This is a genomic window from Pigmentiphaga sp. MLSB6-MA01 (genome assembly GCF_058793475.1).
The window spans coordinates 132,265-146,051 of record NZ_JBXAFV010000010.1; the positions used below are offsets into that span (position 1 = coordinate 132,265).

At 68.6% G+C, this 13,787-nt stretch carries 16 protein-coding genes; 9 read left to right on the plus strand and 7 right to left on the minus strand.

Going from position 1 to position 13,787, the window contains the following annotated elements; translation table 11 throughout:
- Positions 1-18 precede the first annotated feature (18 nt).
- Positions 19-588, minus strand: a complete 570-nt coding sequence (locus AC1Q6E_RS17375) for a flavin reductase family protein (protein WP_152798409.1) — start codon at positions 586-588, stop codon at positions 19-21.
- A gap of 43 nt (positions 589-631) precedes the next feature.
- Between AC1Q6E_RS17375 and AC1Q6E_RS17380 the strand changes: the two genes are divergently transcribed.
- Complete coding sequence (locus tag AC1Q6E_RS17380) at positions 632-1,213, plus strand: GNAT family N-acetyltransferase (protein WP_152798410.1); 582 nt, start codon at positions 632-634, stop codon at positions 1,211-1,213.
- Between the two features lie 7 nt (positions 1,214-1,220).
- On the opposite strand, the gene AC1Q6E_RS17385 is transcribed toward AC1Q6E_RS17380, so the two are convergent.
- Complete coding sequence (locus tag AC1Q6E_RS17385; protein WP_152798411.1) at positions 1,221-1,559, minus strand: tRNA-binding protein; 339 nt, start codon at positions 1,557-1,559, stop codon at positions 1,221-1,223.
- Between the two features lie 70 nt (positions 1,560-1,629).
- On the opposite strand from AC1Q6E_RS17385, the gene AC1Q6E_RS17390 reads away from it, so the two are divergent.
- Positions 1,630-2,415: a class I SAM-dependent methyltransferase gene (locus AC1Q6E_RS17390; RefSeq protein ID WP_152798412.1), complete on the plus strand. Its 786-nt coding sequence runs from the start codon at positions 1,630-1,632 to the stop codon at positions 2,413-2,415.
- A gap of 39 nt (positions 2,416-2,454) precedes the next feature.
- Here AC1Q6E_RS17390 and AC1Q6E_RS17395 read toward each other — a convergent pair whose 3' ends face one another.
- The 5 genes from AC1Q6E_RS17395 to AC1Q6E_RS17415 all read right to left on the minus strand — a co-directional run bounded on the left by AC1Q6E_RS17395 (position 2,455) and on the right by AC1Q6E_RS17415 (position 7,743).
- Complete coding sequence (locus tag AC1Q6E_RS17395; RefSeq protein WP_152798413.1) at positions 2,455-3,762, minus strand: MFS transporter; 1,308 nt, start codon at positions 3,760-3,762, stop codon at positions 2,455-2,457.
- Positions 3,763-3,835: 73 nt separating this feature from the next.
- Complete coding sequence (locus tag AC1Q6E_RS17400; protein WP_152798414.1) at positions 3,836-4,831, minus strand: tripartite tricarboxylate transporter substrate binding protein; 996 nt, start codon at positions 4,829-4,831, stop codon at positions 3,836-3,838.
- A gap of 61 nt (positions 4,832-4,892) precedes the next feature.
- Positions 4,893-5,891, minus strand: a complete 999-nt coding sequence (locus AC1Q6E_RS17405; RefSeq protein ID WP_152798415.1) for a 2Fe-2S iron-sulfur cluster-binding protein — start codon at positions 5,889-5,891, stop codon at positions 4,893-4,895.
- Between the two features lie 11 nt (positions 5,892-5,902).
- The gene (locus AC1Q6E_RS17410) at positions 5,903-6,400 is read right to left on the minus strand and encodes an aromatic-ring-hydroxylating dioxygenase subunit beta (protein ID WP_492573174.1); all 498 of its coding nucleotides are present in this window, start codon (positions 6,398-6,400) and stop codon (positions 5,903-5,905) included.
- Positions 6,400-7,743 (minus strand): aromatic ring-hydroxylating oxygenase subunit alpha, encoded by a 1,344-nt coding sequence (locus AC1Q6E_RS17415; RefSeq protein ID WP_296559343.1) that lies wholly within the window; start codon positions 7,741-7,743, stop codon positions 6,400-6,402. Before AC1Q6E_RS17415 ends, AC1Q6E_RS17410 begins: the two co-directional genes overlap by 1 nt.
- A gap of 102 nt (positions 7,744-7,845) precedes the next feature.
- Here AC1Q6E_RS17415 and AC1Q6E_RS17420 point away from each other — a divergent pair, with 102 nt between their 5' ends.
- The 7 genes from AC1Q6E_RS17420 to AC1Q6E_RS17450 all read left to right on the plus strand — a co-directional run bounded on the left by AC1Q6E_RS17420 (position 7,846) and on the right by AC1Q6E_RS17450 (position 13,769).
- Positions 7,846-8,808 (plus strand): LysR family transcriptional regulator, encoded by a 963-nt coding sequence (locus AC1Q6E_RS17420; protein WP_492573175.1) that lies wholly within the window; start codon positions 7,846-7,848, stop codon positions 8,806-8,808.
- Positions 8,809-8,999: 191 nt separating this feature from the next.
- The gene (locus tag AC1Q6E_RS17425; protein ID WP_296559345.1) at positions 9,000-9,971 is read left to right on the plus strand and encodes a dipeptidase; all 972 of its coding nucleotides are present in this window, start codon (positions 9,000-9,002) and stop codon (positions 9,969-9,971) included.
- Positions 9,972-9,987: 16 nt separating this feature from the next.
- Complete coding sequence (locus AC1Q6E_RS17430) at positions 9,988-10,752, plus strand: RraA family protein (RefSeq protein ID WP_152798420.1); 765 nt, start codon at positions 9,988-9,990, stop codon at positions 10,750-10,752.
- The gene (locus AC1Q6E_RS17435; protein WP_152798421.1) at positions 10,749-11,114 is read left to right on the plus strand and encodes an NIPSNAP family protein; all 366 of its coding nucleotides are present in this window, start codon (positions 10,749-10,751) and stop codon (positions 11,112-11,114) included. The genes AC1Q6E_RS17430 and AC1Q6E_RS17435 overlap by 4 nt, the downstream gene beginning before the upstream one ends.
- Before the next feature lie 44 nt (positions 11,115-11,158).
- Positions 11,159-12,136, plus strand: a complete 978-nt coding sequence (locus tag AC1Q6E_RS17440) for a Bug family tripartite tricarboxylate transporter substrate binding protein (protein ID WP_492573176.1) — start codon at positions 11,159-11,161, stop codon at positions 12,134-12,136.
- Positions 12,137-12,165: 29 nt separating this feature from the next.
- Positions 12,166-12,957 carry an IclR family transcriptional regulator gene (locus AC1Q6E_RS17445; protein ID WP_492573177.1) on the plus strand — a complete coding sequence of 264 codons (792 nt, stop codon included), beginning with the start codon at positions 12,166-12,168 and terminating at the stop codon, positions 12,955-12,957.
- Between the two features lie 68 nt (positions 12,958-13,025).
- Positions 13,026-13,769 carry an IclR family transcriptional regulator gene (locus tag AC1Q6E_RS17450; RefSeq protein ID WP_152798424.1) on the plus strand — a complete coding sequence of 248 codons (744 nt, stop codon included), beginning with the start codon at positions 13,026-13,028 and terminating at the stop codon, positions 13,767-13,769.
- Positions 13,770-13,787: the final 18 nt, after the last annotated feature.

The window sequence follows — 13,787 nt, forward strand, 5'->3', positions numbered from 1 at the left end:
GGCGGAGGCGGTGTCCCGCTAGGCCGGCTTTTCGATCTCGAACGCCGCTCCCGTCTCGAAGAAATTCCCGCCCGCGACGTAGTGGATGCTGCGCGGCATGCCGGGCTCGAACTCCCAGTGCCCGTTCCGGAATGCCCGCGGATCCGCCCAGGCCGCGACCACCTCGCCCAGGAACAGGTCGTAGCGTTCCTGGACATGCGGTTCCGGTATGACCCGGCACTCCAGCCATCCGAGGCAGCCTTCGATCAACGGCGCGCCGATGGCCTCGCCCGGAAACGCGTCCAGGCCATGCCCGCTCCACTTGTCCCGGTCCCGGCCGGACAGGCTGCCGGCATCCAGCGTGGCCTGCGCCAGTTCGCGCGACGGCACGTTCAGCGAAAACTCGCCCGATCCTTCCACCAGTTCGCGCGTCAGCGTATGGCGGTCGATCACCACCGCGACTTTGGGCGGCGCATAGTCCAGCGGCATCGACCACGCCGCCGCCATGACATTGCTGCGCCCGCCGTGGGCACTGCCCACCAGCACGGTGGGACCATGGTTCAGCAGCCGGTAGCACTTGGCGAGTTCAACGGGCAGGCGTTGCGGCATGGGAGTCTCGGGATGCAGAATGTCCTCCTCACAGGATACCGCGATGCCCGTTCCCATTCTTTCCACGCCGCGCCTGCAGTTGCGGCCCCTGGCGCTGGCCGACGCCCCGGCCATCCAGCATGCCTTCGCGCGCTGGGAGATCGTGCGCTTCCTGGCCGACCGCGTGCCCTGGCCGTACCCGCCAGACGGCGCGCTGGCGTTCCTGCGCGACGCGGCGCTGCCGGCCATGGCGCAGGGACGCGAATGGCACTGGAGCCTGCGGCCCAAACAAGAGCCGGACCGGCTGATCGGCGTGATCAGCCTGATGGACGACCCGGACAACAACCGCGGCTTCTGGATCGTGCCGGAATGGCAAGGCCAGGGCCTGATGACGGAAGCGGCCGACGCGGTCACGGACTACTGGTTCGGGATACTGGGCAAGCCCAGGCTGCGCGTGCCCAAGGCCGCGGCCAACCTCGCGTCCAGCCGGATCTCGGCACGCGGCGGCATGCGCATGGTCGCCACCGAAGAACGCGGCTACGTGTCGGGCAGGCTGCCCAGCGAAATCTGGGAGATCACGCGCGAAGAATGGCTGGCGCGGCGCGACGTCGACGCGCCGGCGGACCGGGGCGCGGATTCAGCGTGAACCGGCCCTAGAGCAGCCGCGTGCCCAGCGGCACATCCTTGTCCGGCACGCACAGGGCCACATGGCCGTTCTCGTCATGGAAACCCGTCACCAGGCATTCCGACATCAGCGGCCCGATCTGCTTGCGCGGAAAGTTGACCACCGCCACCACCAGCCGGCCCACCAGATCCTCCGGCTGATAGTGGTGCGTGATCTGCGCGCTCGACTTGCGCACGCCCAGCTCCTCGCCGAAATCCACTTGCAGCACATAGGCGGGCTTGCGCGCCTGGACGAACACCTCTGCGCCGACGACGCGGCCCACGCGCAGCTCGACCTTCATGAAGTCGTCCCAGTTGATTTCGTGCATACGGCCTCCATGCCCGGCAAACGCGCATGGTAAAACAGATCGCCCCCCCGCGATTCAATGGAGAGAACACATGGACAGCACGAGCGCCATCCATCACTCGGCCGCCGACGGCTACACCAAAGGGGCCGACACCTACGTCCGCGGGCGTCCCGACTATCCGCCGGAAATCGCCGGCTGGCTGCGCGACACGCTGGGCCTGCATGCCGGCGCCGCCGTACTGGACCTGGGCGCGGGCACCGGCAAATTCACGCCCCGGCTGCTTGCCACGGGCGCCAGCGTGATCGCCGTGGAACCGGTGGCCGCCATGCTGGACAAGCTGGCCGCGGCTCATCCGGACGTCCGGCCGCTGGTCGGCACCGCCGACGCCATTCCGCTGCCGGATGCCAGCGTCGACGCGGTCGTGTGCGCGCAGGCCTTTCACTGGTTCGCCACGGCCGAAGCCCTGGACGAAATCCATCGCGTGCTGAAGCCGGGCGGCCGGCTGGGGCTGGTCTGGAACATGCGCGACGCGCGCGTGCCCTGGGTGGCCGGCATGGACCGCATCGTCAATGAATTCGAGGGCGACGCCCCCCGCTATTACACCGGCGCGTGGCGCCAGGCCTTCCCCCACCCCGGCTTCGGCGCCATGGACGAACGGCACTACGCCAACGGCCACGCCGGGTCCCCGGAAGACGTGATCCTGAACCGGGTGCGCTCCACCAGTTTCATTTCGGCACTCCCGCCGGAGAAACGTGCGCACGTAGATGAGCGGTTGCAGGCGCTGATCGACGCCGAGCCCGAATTGCACGGCCGCGCCGTCGTGACCGTGCCCTACGATACCGCCGCGTATTGCCTGGTGAAGACGGATCCGGCGTAGGGCGCCATGCCCGGACCCTCCGCGACGATCGGACCGGCCCTAGCCGGGGTCCGCGGCGCGTTCGGCGGTCCCGCGCATCGCCCGCATTTCCCGTTTCAGCGATAGCGCGAGTATCGCGGCCGCGCCCAGGCAACCGGCCATGGCGGCCATGCCCAGCGAGAAACTGCCGGTACTTTCCTTGATCCACCCCATCAGGTAGGGACCGGCGAAGCCGCCCAGGTTGCCGACCGAGTTGATCAGTGCGATGCCGCCCGCCGCCGCCGTGCCCTGGAGGAACAACGGCGGCATCGCCCAGAACGGCCCCAGGCAGGCATAGATGCCGACCGAGGCCAGCCCCAGGCAGCACAACGCCATCCACGGCGTGCCGAAGTAGAGGCTGGCGAGCAGGCCGGCGACGCTGACCAGGGCCGCGGCCGCGACGTGCCCGGCGCGTTCGCCGTGCTTGTCGCTGTGGCGCCCCCAGGCCAACATCGCCACCGCGCTGACGGCATAGGGCGCGGCCACGATAAAGCCGACCGCGGCGTTCGAATACCCCATCGCCTTGGCGATCTGCGGCAGCCACAGGCCGATGCCGTACAACCCGATGACGATGCCGAAGTACACGCCGCACAGGACCAGCACGCGCCGGTCCGCCAGGGCCGGCCACATGGCGTGGTGGCTGCGGCCGGAAGCGGCGAGCCGGTCCCGCGCGAGGTCGGCCTCGACGATCTCGCGCTCACGCGGAGACAGCCATTTCGCGGTGGCGGGACGGTCCGGCAGCGCGAACAGGACGACAATGCCGAGCAGGCACGAAGGCAGTCCTTCCAGAATGAACAACCATTGCCAGCCCTTGAGCCCCATCACGTCGTCCATGCCGACCAGGAGGCCGGAGACCGGCGAGCCGACCGCGCTGGCCAGCGGCACCGCGGCCATGAAAAGCGCGATGAACTTCGCGCGGTGCCGGGCCGGGAACCAGTACGTCAGGTAGAGCAGCATGCCCGGCAGGAATCCCGCCTCGGCCACCCCGAGCAGGAAGCGCAGCGTGAGAAAGCTCGCGGTGCCCGACACGAAGGCCATGGCCGCCGAGATCAGGCCCCACGTGACCATGATCCGCGCGATCCACAGGCGCGCGCCGACCTTCTCCAGGATGAGGTTGCTGGGAACCTCGAACAGGAAGTAGCCGATGAAGAAGATGCCGGCGCCCCAGCCGAAGATGGTCGGCGTGAAGCCCAGGTCCTGGTTCATGGTCAGCGCGGCGAAGCTGATGTTCACCCGGTCCAGGAAAGCCATGAGGTACAGCAGCATCATCAAGGGAATGATGCGCGCGCTGATCTTGCGGTAAGGATCGATCGGCGAATTGGTCTCCATGCCCGCTCCGGTGGGATGCCCTCTCTGGCCGCGCCCATCGTAGCGCATTCCCCCCGGAGCGTGGCCGGCGCGGCTAGCGCGTGATGCCCTTGCTCTCGATCAGCGCGCCCAGCATGTCGTAGTCCTTCCTGAGGTTCTGCTTGAATACCTCGGGCGAGGTCATATAGGGCTCGGCCGACAATTCCTTCAGGCGCGCGCGCACGTCGGGCGCCCCGGCCGCCTTCGCGAAGGCCTGGTGGATGCGGGCCACCAGCGCCGGCGGCGTGCCCGCCGGCACGAACAGGCCGGTCCACTGGTGCGGATTGAACGTGGGATAGCCCGCCTCGGCGAAGGTGGGCACGTCCGGCAGCGCGTCCATGCGCTGGTCGCTGGTCACCGCCAGCGCGCGCACCTTCCCGCCCAGCGCCTGGGGCACCGCCAGGGTGGCCGAGATCAGCAGCGCCTGCACGTGCCCGCCCACCAGGTCGGTCATGGCGGGGCTGCCGCCCTTGTAGGGCGCGTGCACCATGTCCATCCGGGTCATGTCCTTGAACACCTCGAAGAACAGATGATTGCTGGTTCCAGCGCCGGGGCTCGCGTAGGAATACTTGCCCGGCGAGGCGGCGGCGAACGAGACCAGCTCCTTGACGGACTTCACCGGCAGCGAGGGATTGACCAGCATGACCAGCGGAATACGGACCAGCTGGCTGACCGGCTGGAGGTCCCGGAACATGTCATAGGACAGTCCCTTGTAGAGATGCGGATTGGCCGGCACGCCATCGGCGGTCATCAGCAGCGTGTAGCCGTCCGGCTCGGCCCGCGCCACGGCGCCTTCAGCCACGGTGCCGCCGGCCGCGGGACGGTTCTCGATGATGACCGGCTGGCCGAAGATCTCGGTCAGGCGCGGCTGGAAGGCCCGGGCGATGATGTCGGTGAGTCCGCCCGGCGCGAAGGCCACGACGATGCGGATCGGCTTGGCGGGCCACGCCTGTTCATTCGCGCCGGCGGCGGCGTGGATGGACAGCAGGCTGCCGGCCACGAACAGACAGGCGGCGCGCCGGGTACGGACGGACGGAATGGACTTGGGCATGCTTGTCTCCAATATGTAGGGCACTGCGTGACACTGCGGTCACTCGCGATCCGGCCGGTGCTTAGGCCGAGGGAAGGAACTTCTCGGCCCGGACCCGGTGGCGGTCCACGCCCCGTGCCGCCAGCCAGCCGGCACAGGACTCGATCATGGGCGGTGGGCCGCATAGATAGACATCGGGCGCATCCCGCAGCATGTCGTCGCGCAGCAGTTGCGTGACATGGCCGCTGGCGCCGGCCCATCCCTCGCGGGAGACCGCGATGCGCTCGATCTCGACCCGCAGGATGCCGGCCAGCCCGGCCAGTTGCTCGTGGGCGAAGAACTCCGCCGCCGCGTTGGCCCCGACCAGCAGTCGGACCGGCGGCGCCGGCCGGGGCCCGCGCGCCAGGTGGCCCAGCATGGACAGGAAGGGCGCCAACCCCGTCCCGCCGGCGACCAGCAGCAGCGGGCGGCCGTTCTCGCGCAGGTAGAAATGGCCGGACGGCGGTGTCAGCGCCAGCGCGTCGCCAACGGTCGCGCGCCGGGCGAGATAGGTGCTCATGGCGCCGTCCGGGACCAGCTTGTGGAAGAACTCCAGCAGCTTGCCGCCCGGCAGGTTGGCGAACGAATAGGCTCGCGACACGCCGGCGCCGGGCACCGACAGGTTGGCATACTGGCCCGGCAGGAAATCCAGCGGCTGGTCGATCTCCAGCCGCGTCCGCACGACCGTGGACGAGACGCGCTCGACCGCCGCCAGCCGCGCCGCGATGGACGCCGGCGCGTGCCCGGCCTGGAAGTCGGAAGGATAGGGCAGCTCCACCACGCATGGCGAGCGCGGCCGCATCTTGCACAGCAGTGTCTGCCCCTGGTCGCGCTCGTCGCGCGACAAGGCCTCGTCACTGTAGTCGTCCAGCTCGAACTCGCCCGCCGTGCACCAGGCCTTGCATTCGCCGCACGCGCCTTCCAGGCAGTCGTGGGCCAGTTGCACCGAGGCGCGATAGGCGGCCTGGTAGACCACCTCGCCGGGCCGGGCCGGGAACCGGACCGTCCGGCCGTCCTCGAAGATCGCGGTGATGTCATGCATGGTGCGGCCGCCTAGATGTGATAGACATCGACCGTGCCTTCGATCTTCTCGTCGATCATCACGATGCGCTTGCGCGCGATCTTCAGCCCGCCGCCCGTGCGCCGCAGCGTGTAGTCGTAGCGCCCGCCCCGCGTGGCCTGGCCGCGCGGCCCCACGCAATGCGCCAGCCAGGACGCGGTCACCTCGACCTCGTCGCCGGACTGCCCGGTGACCAGGATGTTGGTCGTCTGGTGCGCGGTCCGGTCCAGCGGCAGCGACGCGAACGAATCGCGGCTGCGGATGCGGAACACGCGTTCCTCCAGGCCCAGCCGGGAATCCATGTGCATCAGGCACAGCTGCGTGCGCGGGTCGGTGGTCAGGGTGTCTTCCGACAGCCAGGCGGGCACGAAGTACTCGACGTCCGGCGCGAACAGATCGAGCCACGCATCCCAGTTCTTCTCGTCCAGGTAGATGGCCTCGCGGGCCAGCAAGGTGGATACCTGCGCGTGCAGGTCGGTATCGACGGCCATCAGTCCCGCTCCTCGTTCATCACCCGCAGCCAGTGGCGGTAGTAGCCCTGGTAGAAGACCTCGTGGTCCCAGTTGTCGGACGCCGCGACCGCCTCGCAGCCTATGTCCATCAGCGGCTGGCATTGCGCGCCGGGCCGCATGGCCTTTTCCCCCCGGCCGTAGTCGTTCCACCGGCTGAGCCTGGCCTCGCCGCCGACGGCGGTGTCCTCCAGCGCGGCGATGTCGTCCGAGGTGGCCATGCCCGTGGGCAGGTAGAAATCCACGAACTTGCGCAGCCGCGACGCCCGGGCCTCGGGGCTCTCGCCGCGCGGCGCGATGCACTGGATGCGGACCTCGGTGCGGTCCGCCGACAGCGGCCGCAGGATGCGGATCTGCGTCGAGGGCTGGTCGAACAACAGCATGTTGGGGAACAGGTAGAGATTGCGCCCCATGCCGACCATCCAGTCCACTTTGCGCTCGTCGAACTCGCCCAGCAGGCGCTCGCGGGCTTCGTACAGCGGAGCGGCCTCCGGCGTCGAGCGCCGGGCCCAGATGCCGATGTGGCCGTTGCCGAAATCCGCGGTGCCCGATTCGACCCTGCCCACGATGCGGCCAGCCTCGGTCTTCTGCGTGCCGGCGCCGCCGCGCGCTTCCTCGCGCATGGTCATCGTGGCGGCGAAGACGCGGTGGACGGTGCTGACGTGATAGCCGTCGACGCCGTTCTCGCCGCCCATCTTCCAGTTGCCGCGGATGATGTAGGTGGAATCGCCCTCGACCACCTCCAGCCCCTCGGGCGACTGGTCGGCCATCAGGTCTATCCAGGCCCGGGTCGGCCCCAGGTGGTCCGCCAGTTCGCCCACGTCGGCGCGCAGGCTGCCGAATACGAAGCCCCGGTAGCTGTCCACCCGGGGCACCACCTTCAGGCCAAAGCCGTCGCGCAGGGTCTCGTCGTCCGCGTAGGCGCCGGTCTCCTGGTTCTTGATCTTGATGCAGCGCCCCGTCTCGGCATAGGTCCAGCCGTGGAAGCGGCAGGTGAAGCTCCTGGCCGATCCCTTGCGCAGGGGCGCGACCACGGTGCCCCGGTGCGCGCAGGCATTGACGAAGGCGCCGATGCTGCCGTCCTTGCGGCGGTTCACCACCACGGGCTGGCGCCCCATGTAGCGCGTCACGTAATCGCCGTGCCGGGCCAGCTCGCTTTCGTGGCACAGGTAGACCCAACCGCCTTCGAAAATGCGGGCCATCTCGGCCTCGAACAGCGCCTGATCCCGGTAGATCCCGCGGTCGACCAGGAACCTGCCGTTGTCCGCGTCGTCCAGCACGTACCCGGAAAATCCGGGCCCGCTGGCGGGTGTCGATGTACTCATCGTCTCGCTCCACTCGATATGGAGCGAATCTTAGGTTTGGGGTAGATATATGTAAAATGAAATGATTGAATCTCTTTCATTCTTCAAAAGAATGACACAGGCATGGACAAGCCGTTGTCGCGCAAGCTGGACCTGAACCTGCTGGACCTGTTCGATGCCATCTACCGCACGCGCAACCTCACGGCGGCGGGCAAGGCGCTGGGGCTGAGCCAGCCCGCGATGAGCCACGCGCTGGCCCGCTTGCGCGACATGTACGGCGATCCGCTGTTCGTACGGCTGGCCAAGGGCGTGGAACCCACGCCTTTCGCCGACGAACTCGTGGGGCCGGTCTCCCAGGCCTTGCAGATCCTGGCCCAGACGCTGGAGAAGGGCTCCTTCGTGCCCGCGACCGCGCGCCGCGTGTTCCGCCTGGCGATGACCGACATCGGTGAACACACCTTCCTGCCCCGGCTCATCCTCCATCTCCAGCACCACGCGCCGCGGCTGTGCGTGGAGACGATCGCCACCAGCGCGAGCCCGGAGGAACTGGCCCAGGAACTGTCGAAGGGAACCATCGACCTCGCCCTGGGCGCCATCAATCCCGACATCGCCGGCGTGCGCAGCCGGATCCTGTTCTCGGACGTCTATGCCTGCGTGGCCCGGCCGTCCACGGTGCCCCGCGGCACGCTCAACCTGGCGGAGTTCAAGCGGGCACGCCATGTCGTGCCGAACGTCGCGGGCACCAACCATTCGGTGCTGATCGACCGCATGCTGGTCGCCAACGGCATGAGCGTGCAGGTGGTGGCGCGGGTGACGCACTTCCTGGCCATCGCCGAACTGGTGGCCGACACCGACGTCGTCGCCATCATGCCGCGCAACCTCGCGCTGTCGGTGGCGCGGCGCTGGGGCCTGTGCCACTTCGCCCCGCCGGTGCAGATGCCGGGCTACGACGTCATGGTCTATTGGCACAAGCGCCATGACCAGGAGCCGGGCAATACATGGTTGCGGCAGGCGATCGTGGAACTGTTCCAGGGCGGGCCGCAACCCGCCCCGGCGGTGGCAAGGACGCGTCGCCCGGCCCGCTGACCGCGCCTGGCGGCGTACCGGCCTTCCCCTGCGGGTCTCGCCCGCGGCCTGGCGGGCACCGGTTCGCGCCGTTTTCTCATTCTGGTCCATATATCGGACCATCAATCTCGACATGGCATTCCTTCAAACCGAAAATCCTGGTCTCGCTGGTCCATATTACGGACCGGCATTCACTAGGAAAGCCATCGAGCATGATCAAGGTATTCGACTTGCTGAACGGCGCGCGCATGACCGCCGCCTACGCCGAGGCCAGCCTGGCCCACGGCGTGGAAGCCGTCCACATCACGCTGAACAATTTTCGCGGCATCAATCCCGTTCCCGACCTGCGCCATTCGCTGAACCAGCTGGCCGACTACCGCGCGCACCTCGCCACCCTGTCTGACCTGGTCCAGGTAGTCGAGGACGCGGACGGCTTCGAGCGCGCCAGGCAGGCAGGCAAGCTGGGCATCGTGCTGGGCTACCAGAACGTGCCCGGCGTGGAGCGCGACCTGAAGCTGATGGAGCTCTTCCACGCGCTGGGCGTGCGCGTGATCCAGGTCGCGCACAACATCCGCAACCTGTATGGCGACGGCTGCGCCGAGCCGGCCGACGCCGGCCTGTCCTCGCTCGGACGTGAGTTGGTGGGCGTGCTGAACGACCTGGGCATCGTCATCGACCTGTCGCACGTGGGCGACCGCAGCGGCCTGGACGTGCTGGCCATCTCGCGCCATCCGGTGGCGGTGACGCATGCCAACGCCTACACCCTGTGCCCCAACGCCCGCAACAAGAGCGACGCCCTGCTGGACGCGCTCAAGGCCAACGGCGGCGTGCTTGGCATCACCTATCTGCCGCCGCTGGTGCGCATGCCGGGCGAGACCCCGGGCGTGCAGGACGTGGTGGCGCACATCCGCTATGCCGTCGACCGCATCGGCGTGGCGCACGTGGGCATAGGGTCGGATTTCATCACCGACCAGCCGGCCGAGCGCTACCAGGAATTCATGCGCAAGCCCGAGGTCTACGGGACCTGGCCGTGGCGCTATCCCATCGACGGCCTGCAGGCCCAGCAGGACATGCTGGCCGGCCTGGCGGACATCGGCCTGGCACGCCGGGACATCGACGCCATCGCCCGCGACAACTTCCTTCGCCTCTTCCATATCGTCATGGCGGGCACGCCCGCCGCCTGACCCCCAAGGACACTCCATGACCAGCAAGACTCCCCTGGGCAAGCTGCCCGCCGCCGTCTTCGGCGATCTCGACATCCCCCGCTATCCGCAATCCGTCATCGACGCCTTCCTCGCCCTGGAGGACCTGACCGGCACCGTGTCCGACGCCATGGACGAGCTCGGCCTGTGCGGGGTGGTTCCGGGCTGCGACCTGCCGCCCACGCTGCCCGGACGGCGCATGGCCGGCCCGGCGCTGACACTGCGCAACGTCGAACAGCGCGACGACGCCTACAAGGGCGCCAAGGACCGCATCTCGAAGATGGCCGAGATCGAGGCGCACAACCTGGCCGAGCCCGGCGACGTGCTCGTGATCGAAGGCGTGCCCGGCATCTCCAACATGGGCGGGCTGTCGGCCGCCATCGCCAGGCGCCAGGGCGAGGCGGGCGCCGTCATCGACGGCGCCATCCGCGACGTGGAGCAGTCGCGCTCGCAGGACTTCCCGATCTGGTCGCGCGGCGTCAGCTCCATCACGGGCAAGTGGCGGCTGGAGACGGTCGCCATCAACGGCATCGTCCACATACGCGGCGTGCAGGTGCGGCCCGGCGACCTGGTGGTGGCCGACGAAGGCGCCATCTGCTTCATCCCGCGCGAGGCCGTCGAGACCGTGCTCAAGCGCGCGCAGGAAATCGGCGAAGGCGAGGCCCGCCGCTACCAGGACATCCAGGCCGGCATGCCCATTCCCGAACTGGCCAGGCGCACCCACGTCTACAAGTTCAGCCAGGACCAGCGGGAGGCGACATGATCGTCGAACAACGGCTCTACACCTACCATCCGGGCAACCTCGACGCCTTCGTCGCGCTGTACAGGAAGGAAGGCATGGCGGCGCAGATGCGCCACCTGCCCGCGCTGCTGGGCTACTACGTGAGCGAGATCGGCGCCCTGAACCAGACCGTCACGCAGTGGGGCTACCGGAGCCTGCAACAGCGCATGGACTGCCGCGACGCGCTGTTCGCCGATCCGGACTGGAAGGCCTTCCTGGTCCAGGCCAGGCCGCTGATGCTGTCGCAGGAATGCCGCATCCTCAAGCCCGCTCCCTTCTTCCGCGACCGCCTGGCCCATCTCATCGACGACGCGCGCGGCCTGGACCTGTCCGGCCAACCCTGACGCACGACGACACGGGCCGCGACAGGCCCGCAACGGAGACACACATGTTCAAACCCCTCATCCACTGGGCGGCCGCCTTCGCGCTGGCCGCCACCGCCGCCGCGCCGGCCCACGCCGCCGACTACCCCACCCGCCCCGTCCGGCTGCTGGTGCCGTTCTCGCCGGGCGGCGGCATCGACCAACTGGCCCGCATCGCCGCGGTGAAGATGGCCGAAGACCTCAAACAGCAGGTCATCGTGGAAAACATGGCCGGCGCCGGCGGCGCCATCGCCGCCAAGACCGTGGCCAACGCGACGCCCGATGGCTACACCTTGATCTTCAATTCCTCGTCCGCCGTCGCCACCGGCCTGCTGGGCAAGGACCGGCTGGGCTTCGATCCCGTCAAGGACTTCGCGCCCGTGTCCCTGGTCGCCCAGTTCCCGCTGGTCATGGTCGTCAATCCCAAGGTGCCGGCGCGGAACATGAAGGAGTTCGTCGAGCTGCTCCGGAAGAATCCCGACAAGTACAACTACGCGTCTTCCGGCAACGGCACCGCCATCCACCTGGCCTCCGAACTGTTCAAGACCCTGGCCGGCGTCAACATGCAGCACGTGCCCTACAAGGGCACGGCGGCGGCCATGCAGGACCTGCTGGGCGGACGCATCCACATGATGCTGGACGGCGTGCCGCCGCAGATCGGCAACATCCATGAAGGCCGGGTGCGGGCGCTGGGCGTGACCACCACCGAGCGCTCGGCCATGCTGCCCGACGTGCCCACCGTGGCCGAAGCCGTGCCCGGCTACGCGTTTCCGTTCTGGGTCGCGATCTACGCGCCGGCGGGCACGCCCAAGCCCGTCCTGGACCGCCTGGCCGCGGCCGTCTCGGCCGCCGCGAAAGACCCGCAGTCGCGCCAGCGATTCAAGGATGCCGGGTCCGAGGCGGTCGGCTCCACGCCCGCGGAGCTGGCCGCGTTCTGGAAGCAGCAGATCGATCTGTACAGCGGCATCGTCAGCAAGACCGGCATCAAGCTGGACGGCGAGTGACGGCCACCCTGCATGCTACGATGCGCGCCATGAATCGTCCCGACACCAGCGGCGCGCAGACCGTGGACCGGGCCGTCGCGGTGCTGCGGCTCCTGGCGTCGGCCGGCGAATCCGGCCTGCGCCTGATCGACCTCCAGCATGCCTCCGGCCTGTCCAAGCCCACCGTGCACCGGCTGCTGACGTCGCTGTTGCAGCATGGCCTGGTCGAACAGGACGAGGACACCCGGCGCTACCGCCTGGGCATGGAGATGGCGGTGCTGGGATGGTCCGTTTCCAGCGGCCGCGCCGACCTGCGCCAGCTGTGCGGGCCCGACATGCAGGCGCTGGCCGACGAGACCGGCGACACCGCCTTCCTGGCGGTGCGCTCGGGCTACGACACCGTCTGCATCGAACGCAAGATGGGCCCTTATCCCATCAAGGCCTTCACCGTCGACGTCGGCACGCGCCGACCGCTGGGCGTGGGGGCGGGCGGCATCATCATGATCGCGGCCCTGCCCGAGGACGAGGCGGAGCTGGTGTTCGAATCGATACGCGAACCGCTGCGCGCCTATCCCAACGTGTCCGAACCGTCGCTGCGGGCCGCCGTCGCGCGGGCGCGCGAGGACGGCTACGCGCTGAGCGACGGCCTGGTCATGACCGGCGTGCGCGGCCTGGCGGTGCGGGTGTCGGATGCGCACGGCGCCCCCATGGCGGCGCTGAGCCTGAGCGCGGTGCAGGATCGGATACGTCCCGAGCGGGTGCCGGCCCTGGTCAAGGCGCTGGAAGAAAGAAGAAAGCGCATCGAGCGCAGCCTGGCGGGGCCGGGGCGGCGCCAGCGGTAGCCGGCGGGACAAGCGAATCCGCGCGAGATAAACTCGCCGGTGGTCCGCAACCGGATTTTCTTCTTCCCATGATCGACAAGACCCTTTCGAAGGGCCTGAAACTGCTGGAGGCCCTGGCGGACAGCGACACGCCGCGCGGGGTGACCAACATCGCCAGCGAGCTCGAACTTTCCAAGAGCAACGCGCACCGCCTGTTGCAGACGCTGGCCGCGCTCGGCTATGTCGATTCCGTCGAAGGCAAGTATTTCGCCACGCCCAAGATCTGGAGCCTGGGCGAGAAAATCGTAGGACGCCTGGCGGTCCGCGCCGTGGCCTTGCCCGAAATGGAAAGCCTCGCGCTCGAGACACAGGAAACGGTGCATTTGTCGATACTCGACAAGACCGAGGTCATCTATCTCGAGAAGATCGACAGCCCGCAGCCCATCCGGGCGTACACCGAGGTCGGCGGCCGCGCGCCCGCCAGCGCCGTCGCGACGGGCAAGGCGATGCTGGCCTACCAGGACGACGACATCATCGCCGCCGCCGCCGCGCGGCTCGCCCCCCATACGCGCCTGTCCCTGCCCGACGGCGATGCCCTGCGCAAGGAACTCGCCGGCGTGCTCAAGCTCGGCTATGCGATCAACCGCGGCGAATGGCGAGAGCGGATAGGCGGCCTGGCCGCCCCCGTTTTCAATCGCTACGGCAAGGCCATTGCCGCCATCGGCATTTCAGGCCCGACCGACCGCCTCACGCCGAAGCGGATGCGCGACCATGCGCAGCGGGTTTGCGAGGCCGCCCGCCGGGTCTCGGAAAAGCTCGGCTCCTCCGCCTGATCCCATCCCCCGTCGTTT

What these genes read in the sequence shown, in the direction of transcription:
- AC1Q6E_RS17375 (WP_152798409.1), bottom strand. Translation starts at nt 588, where the DNA reads ATGCCGCAACGCCTGCCCGTTGAACTCGCCAAGTGCTACCGGCTGCTG.
- AC1Q6E_RS17380 (WP_152798410.1), top strand. Translation starts at nt 632, where the DNA reads ATGCCCGTTCCCATTCTTTCCACGCCGCGCCTGCAGTTGCGGCCCCTG.
- AC1Q6E_RS17385 (WP_152798411.1), bottom strand. Translation starts at nt 1,559, where the DNA reads ATGCACGAAATCAACTGGGACGACTTCATGAAGGTCGAGCTGCGCGTG.
- AC1Q6E_RS17390 (WP_152798412.1), top strand. Translation starts at nt 1,630, where the DNA reads ATGGACAGCACGAGCGCCATCCATCACTCGGCCGCCGACGGCTACACC.
- AC1Q6E_RS17395 (WP_152798413.1), bottom strand. Translation starts at nt 3,762, where the DNA reads ATGGAGACCAATTCGCCGATCGATCCTTACCGCAAGATCAGCGCGCGC.
- AC1Q6E_RS17400 (WP_152798414.1), bottom strand. Translation starts at nt 4,831, where the DNA reads ATGCCCAAGTCCATTCCGTCCGTCCGTACCCGGCGCGCCGCCTGTCTG.
- AC1Q6E_RS17405 (WP_152798415.1), bottom strand. Translation starts at nt 5,891, where the DNA reads ATGCATGACATCACCGCGATCTTCGAGGACGGCCGGACGGTCCGGTTC.
- AC1Q6E_RS17410 (WP_492573174.1), bottom strand. Translation starts at nt 6,400, where the DNA reads ATGGCCGTCGATACCGACCTGCACGCGCAGGTATCCACCTTGCTGGCC.
- AC1Q6E_RS17415 (WP_296559343.1), bottom strand. Translation starts at nt 7,743, where the DNA reads ATGAGTACATCGACACCCGCCAGCGGGCCCGGATTTTCCGGGTACGTG.
- AC1Q6E_RS17420 (WP_492573175.1), top strand. Translation starts at nt 7,846, where the DNA reads ATGGACAAGCCGTTGTCGCGCAAGCTGGACCTGAACCTGCTGGACCTG.
- AC1Q6E_RS17425 (WP_296559345.1), top strand. Translation starts at nt 9,000, where the DNA reads ATGATCAAGGTATTCGACTTGCTGAACGGCGCGCGCATGACCGCCGCC.
- AC1Q6E_RS17430 (WP_152798420.1), top strand. Translation starts at nt 9,988, where the DNA reads ATGACCAGCAAGACTCCCCTGGGCAAGCTGCCCGCCGCCGTCTTCGGC.
- AC1Q6E_RS17435 (WP_152798421.1), top strand. Translation starts at nt 10,749, where the DNA reads ATGATCGTCGAACAACGGCTCTACACCTACCATCCGGGCAACCTCGAC.
- AC1Q6E_RS17440 (WP_492573176.1), top strand. Translation starts at nt 11,159, where the DNA reads ATGTTCAAACCCCTCATCCACTGGGCGGCCGCCTTCGCGCTGGCCGCC.
- AC1Q6E_RS17445 (WP_492573177.1), top strand. Translation starts at nt 12,166, where the DNA reads ATGAATCGTCCCGACACCAGCGGCGCGCAGACCGTGGACCGGGCCGTC.
- AC1Q6E_RS17450 (WP_152798424.1), top strand. Translation starts at nt 13,026, where the DNA reads ATGATCGACAAGACCCTTTCGAAGGGCCTGAAACTGCTGGAGGCCCTG.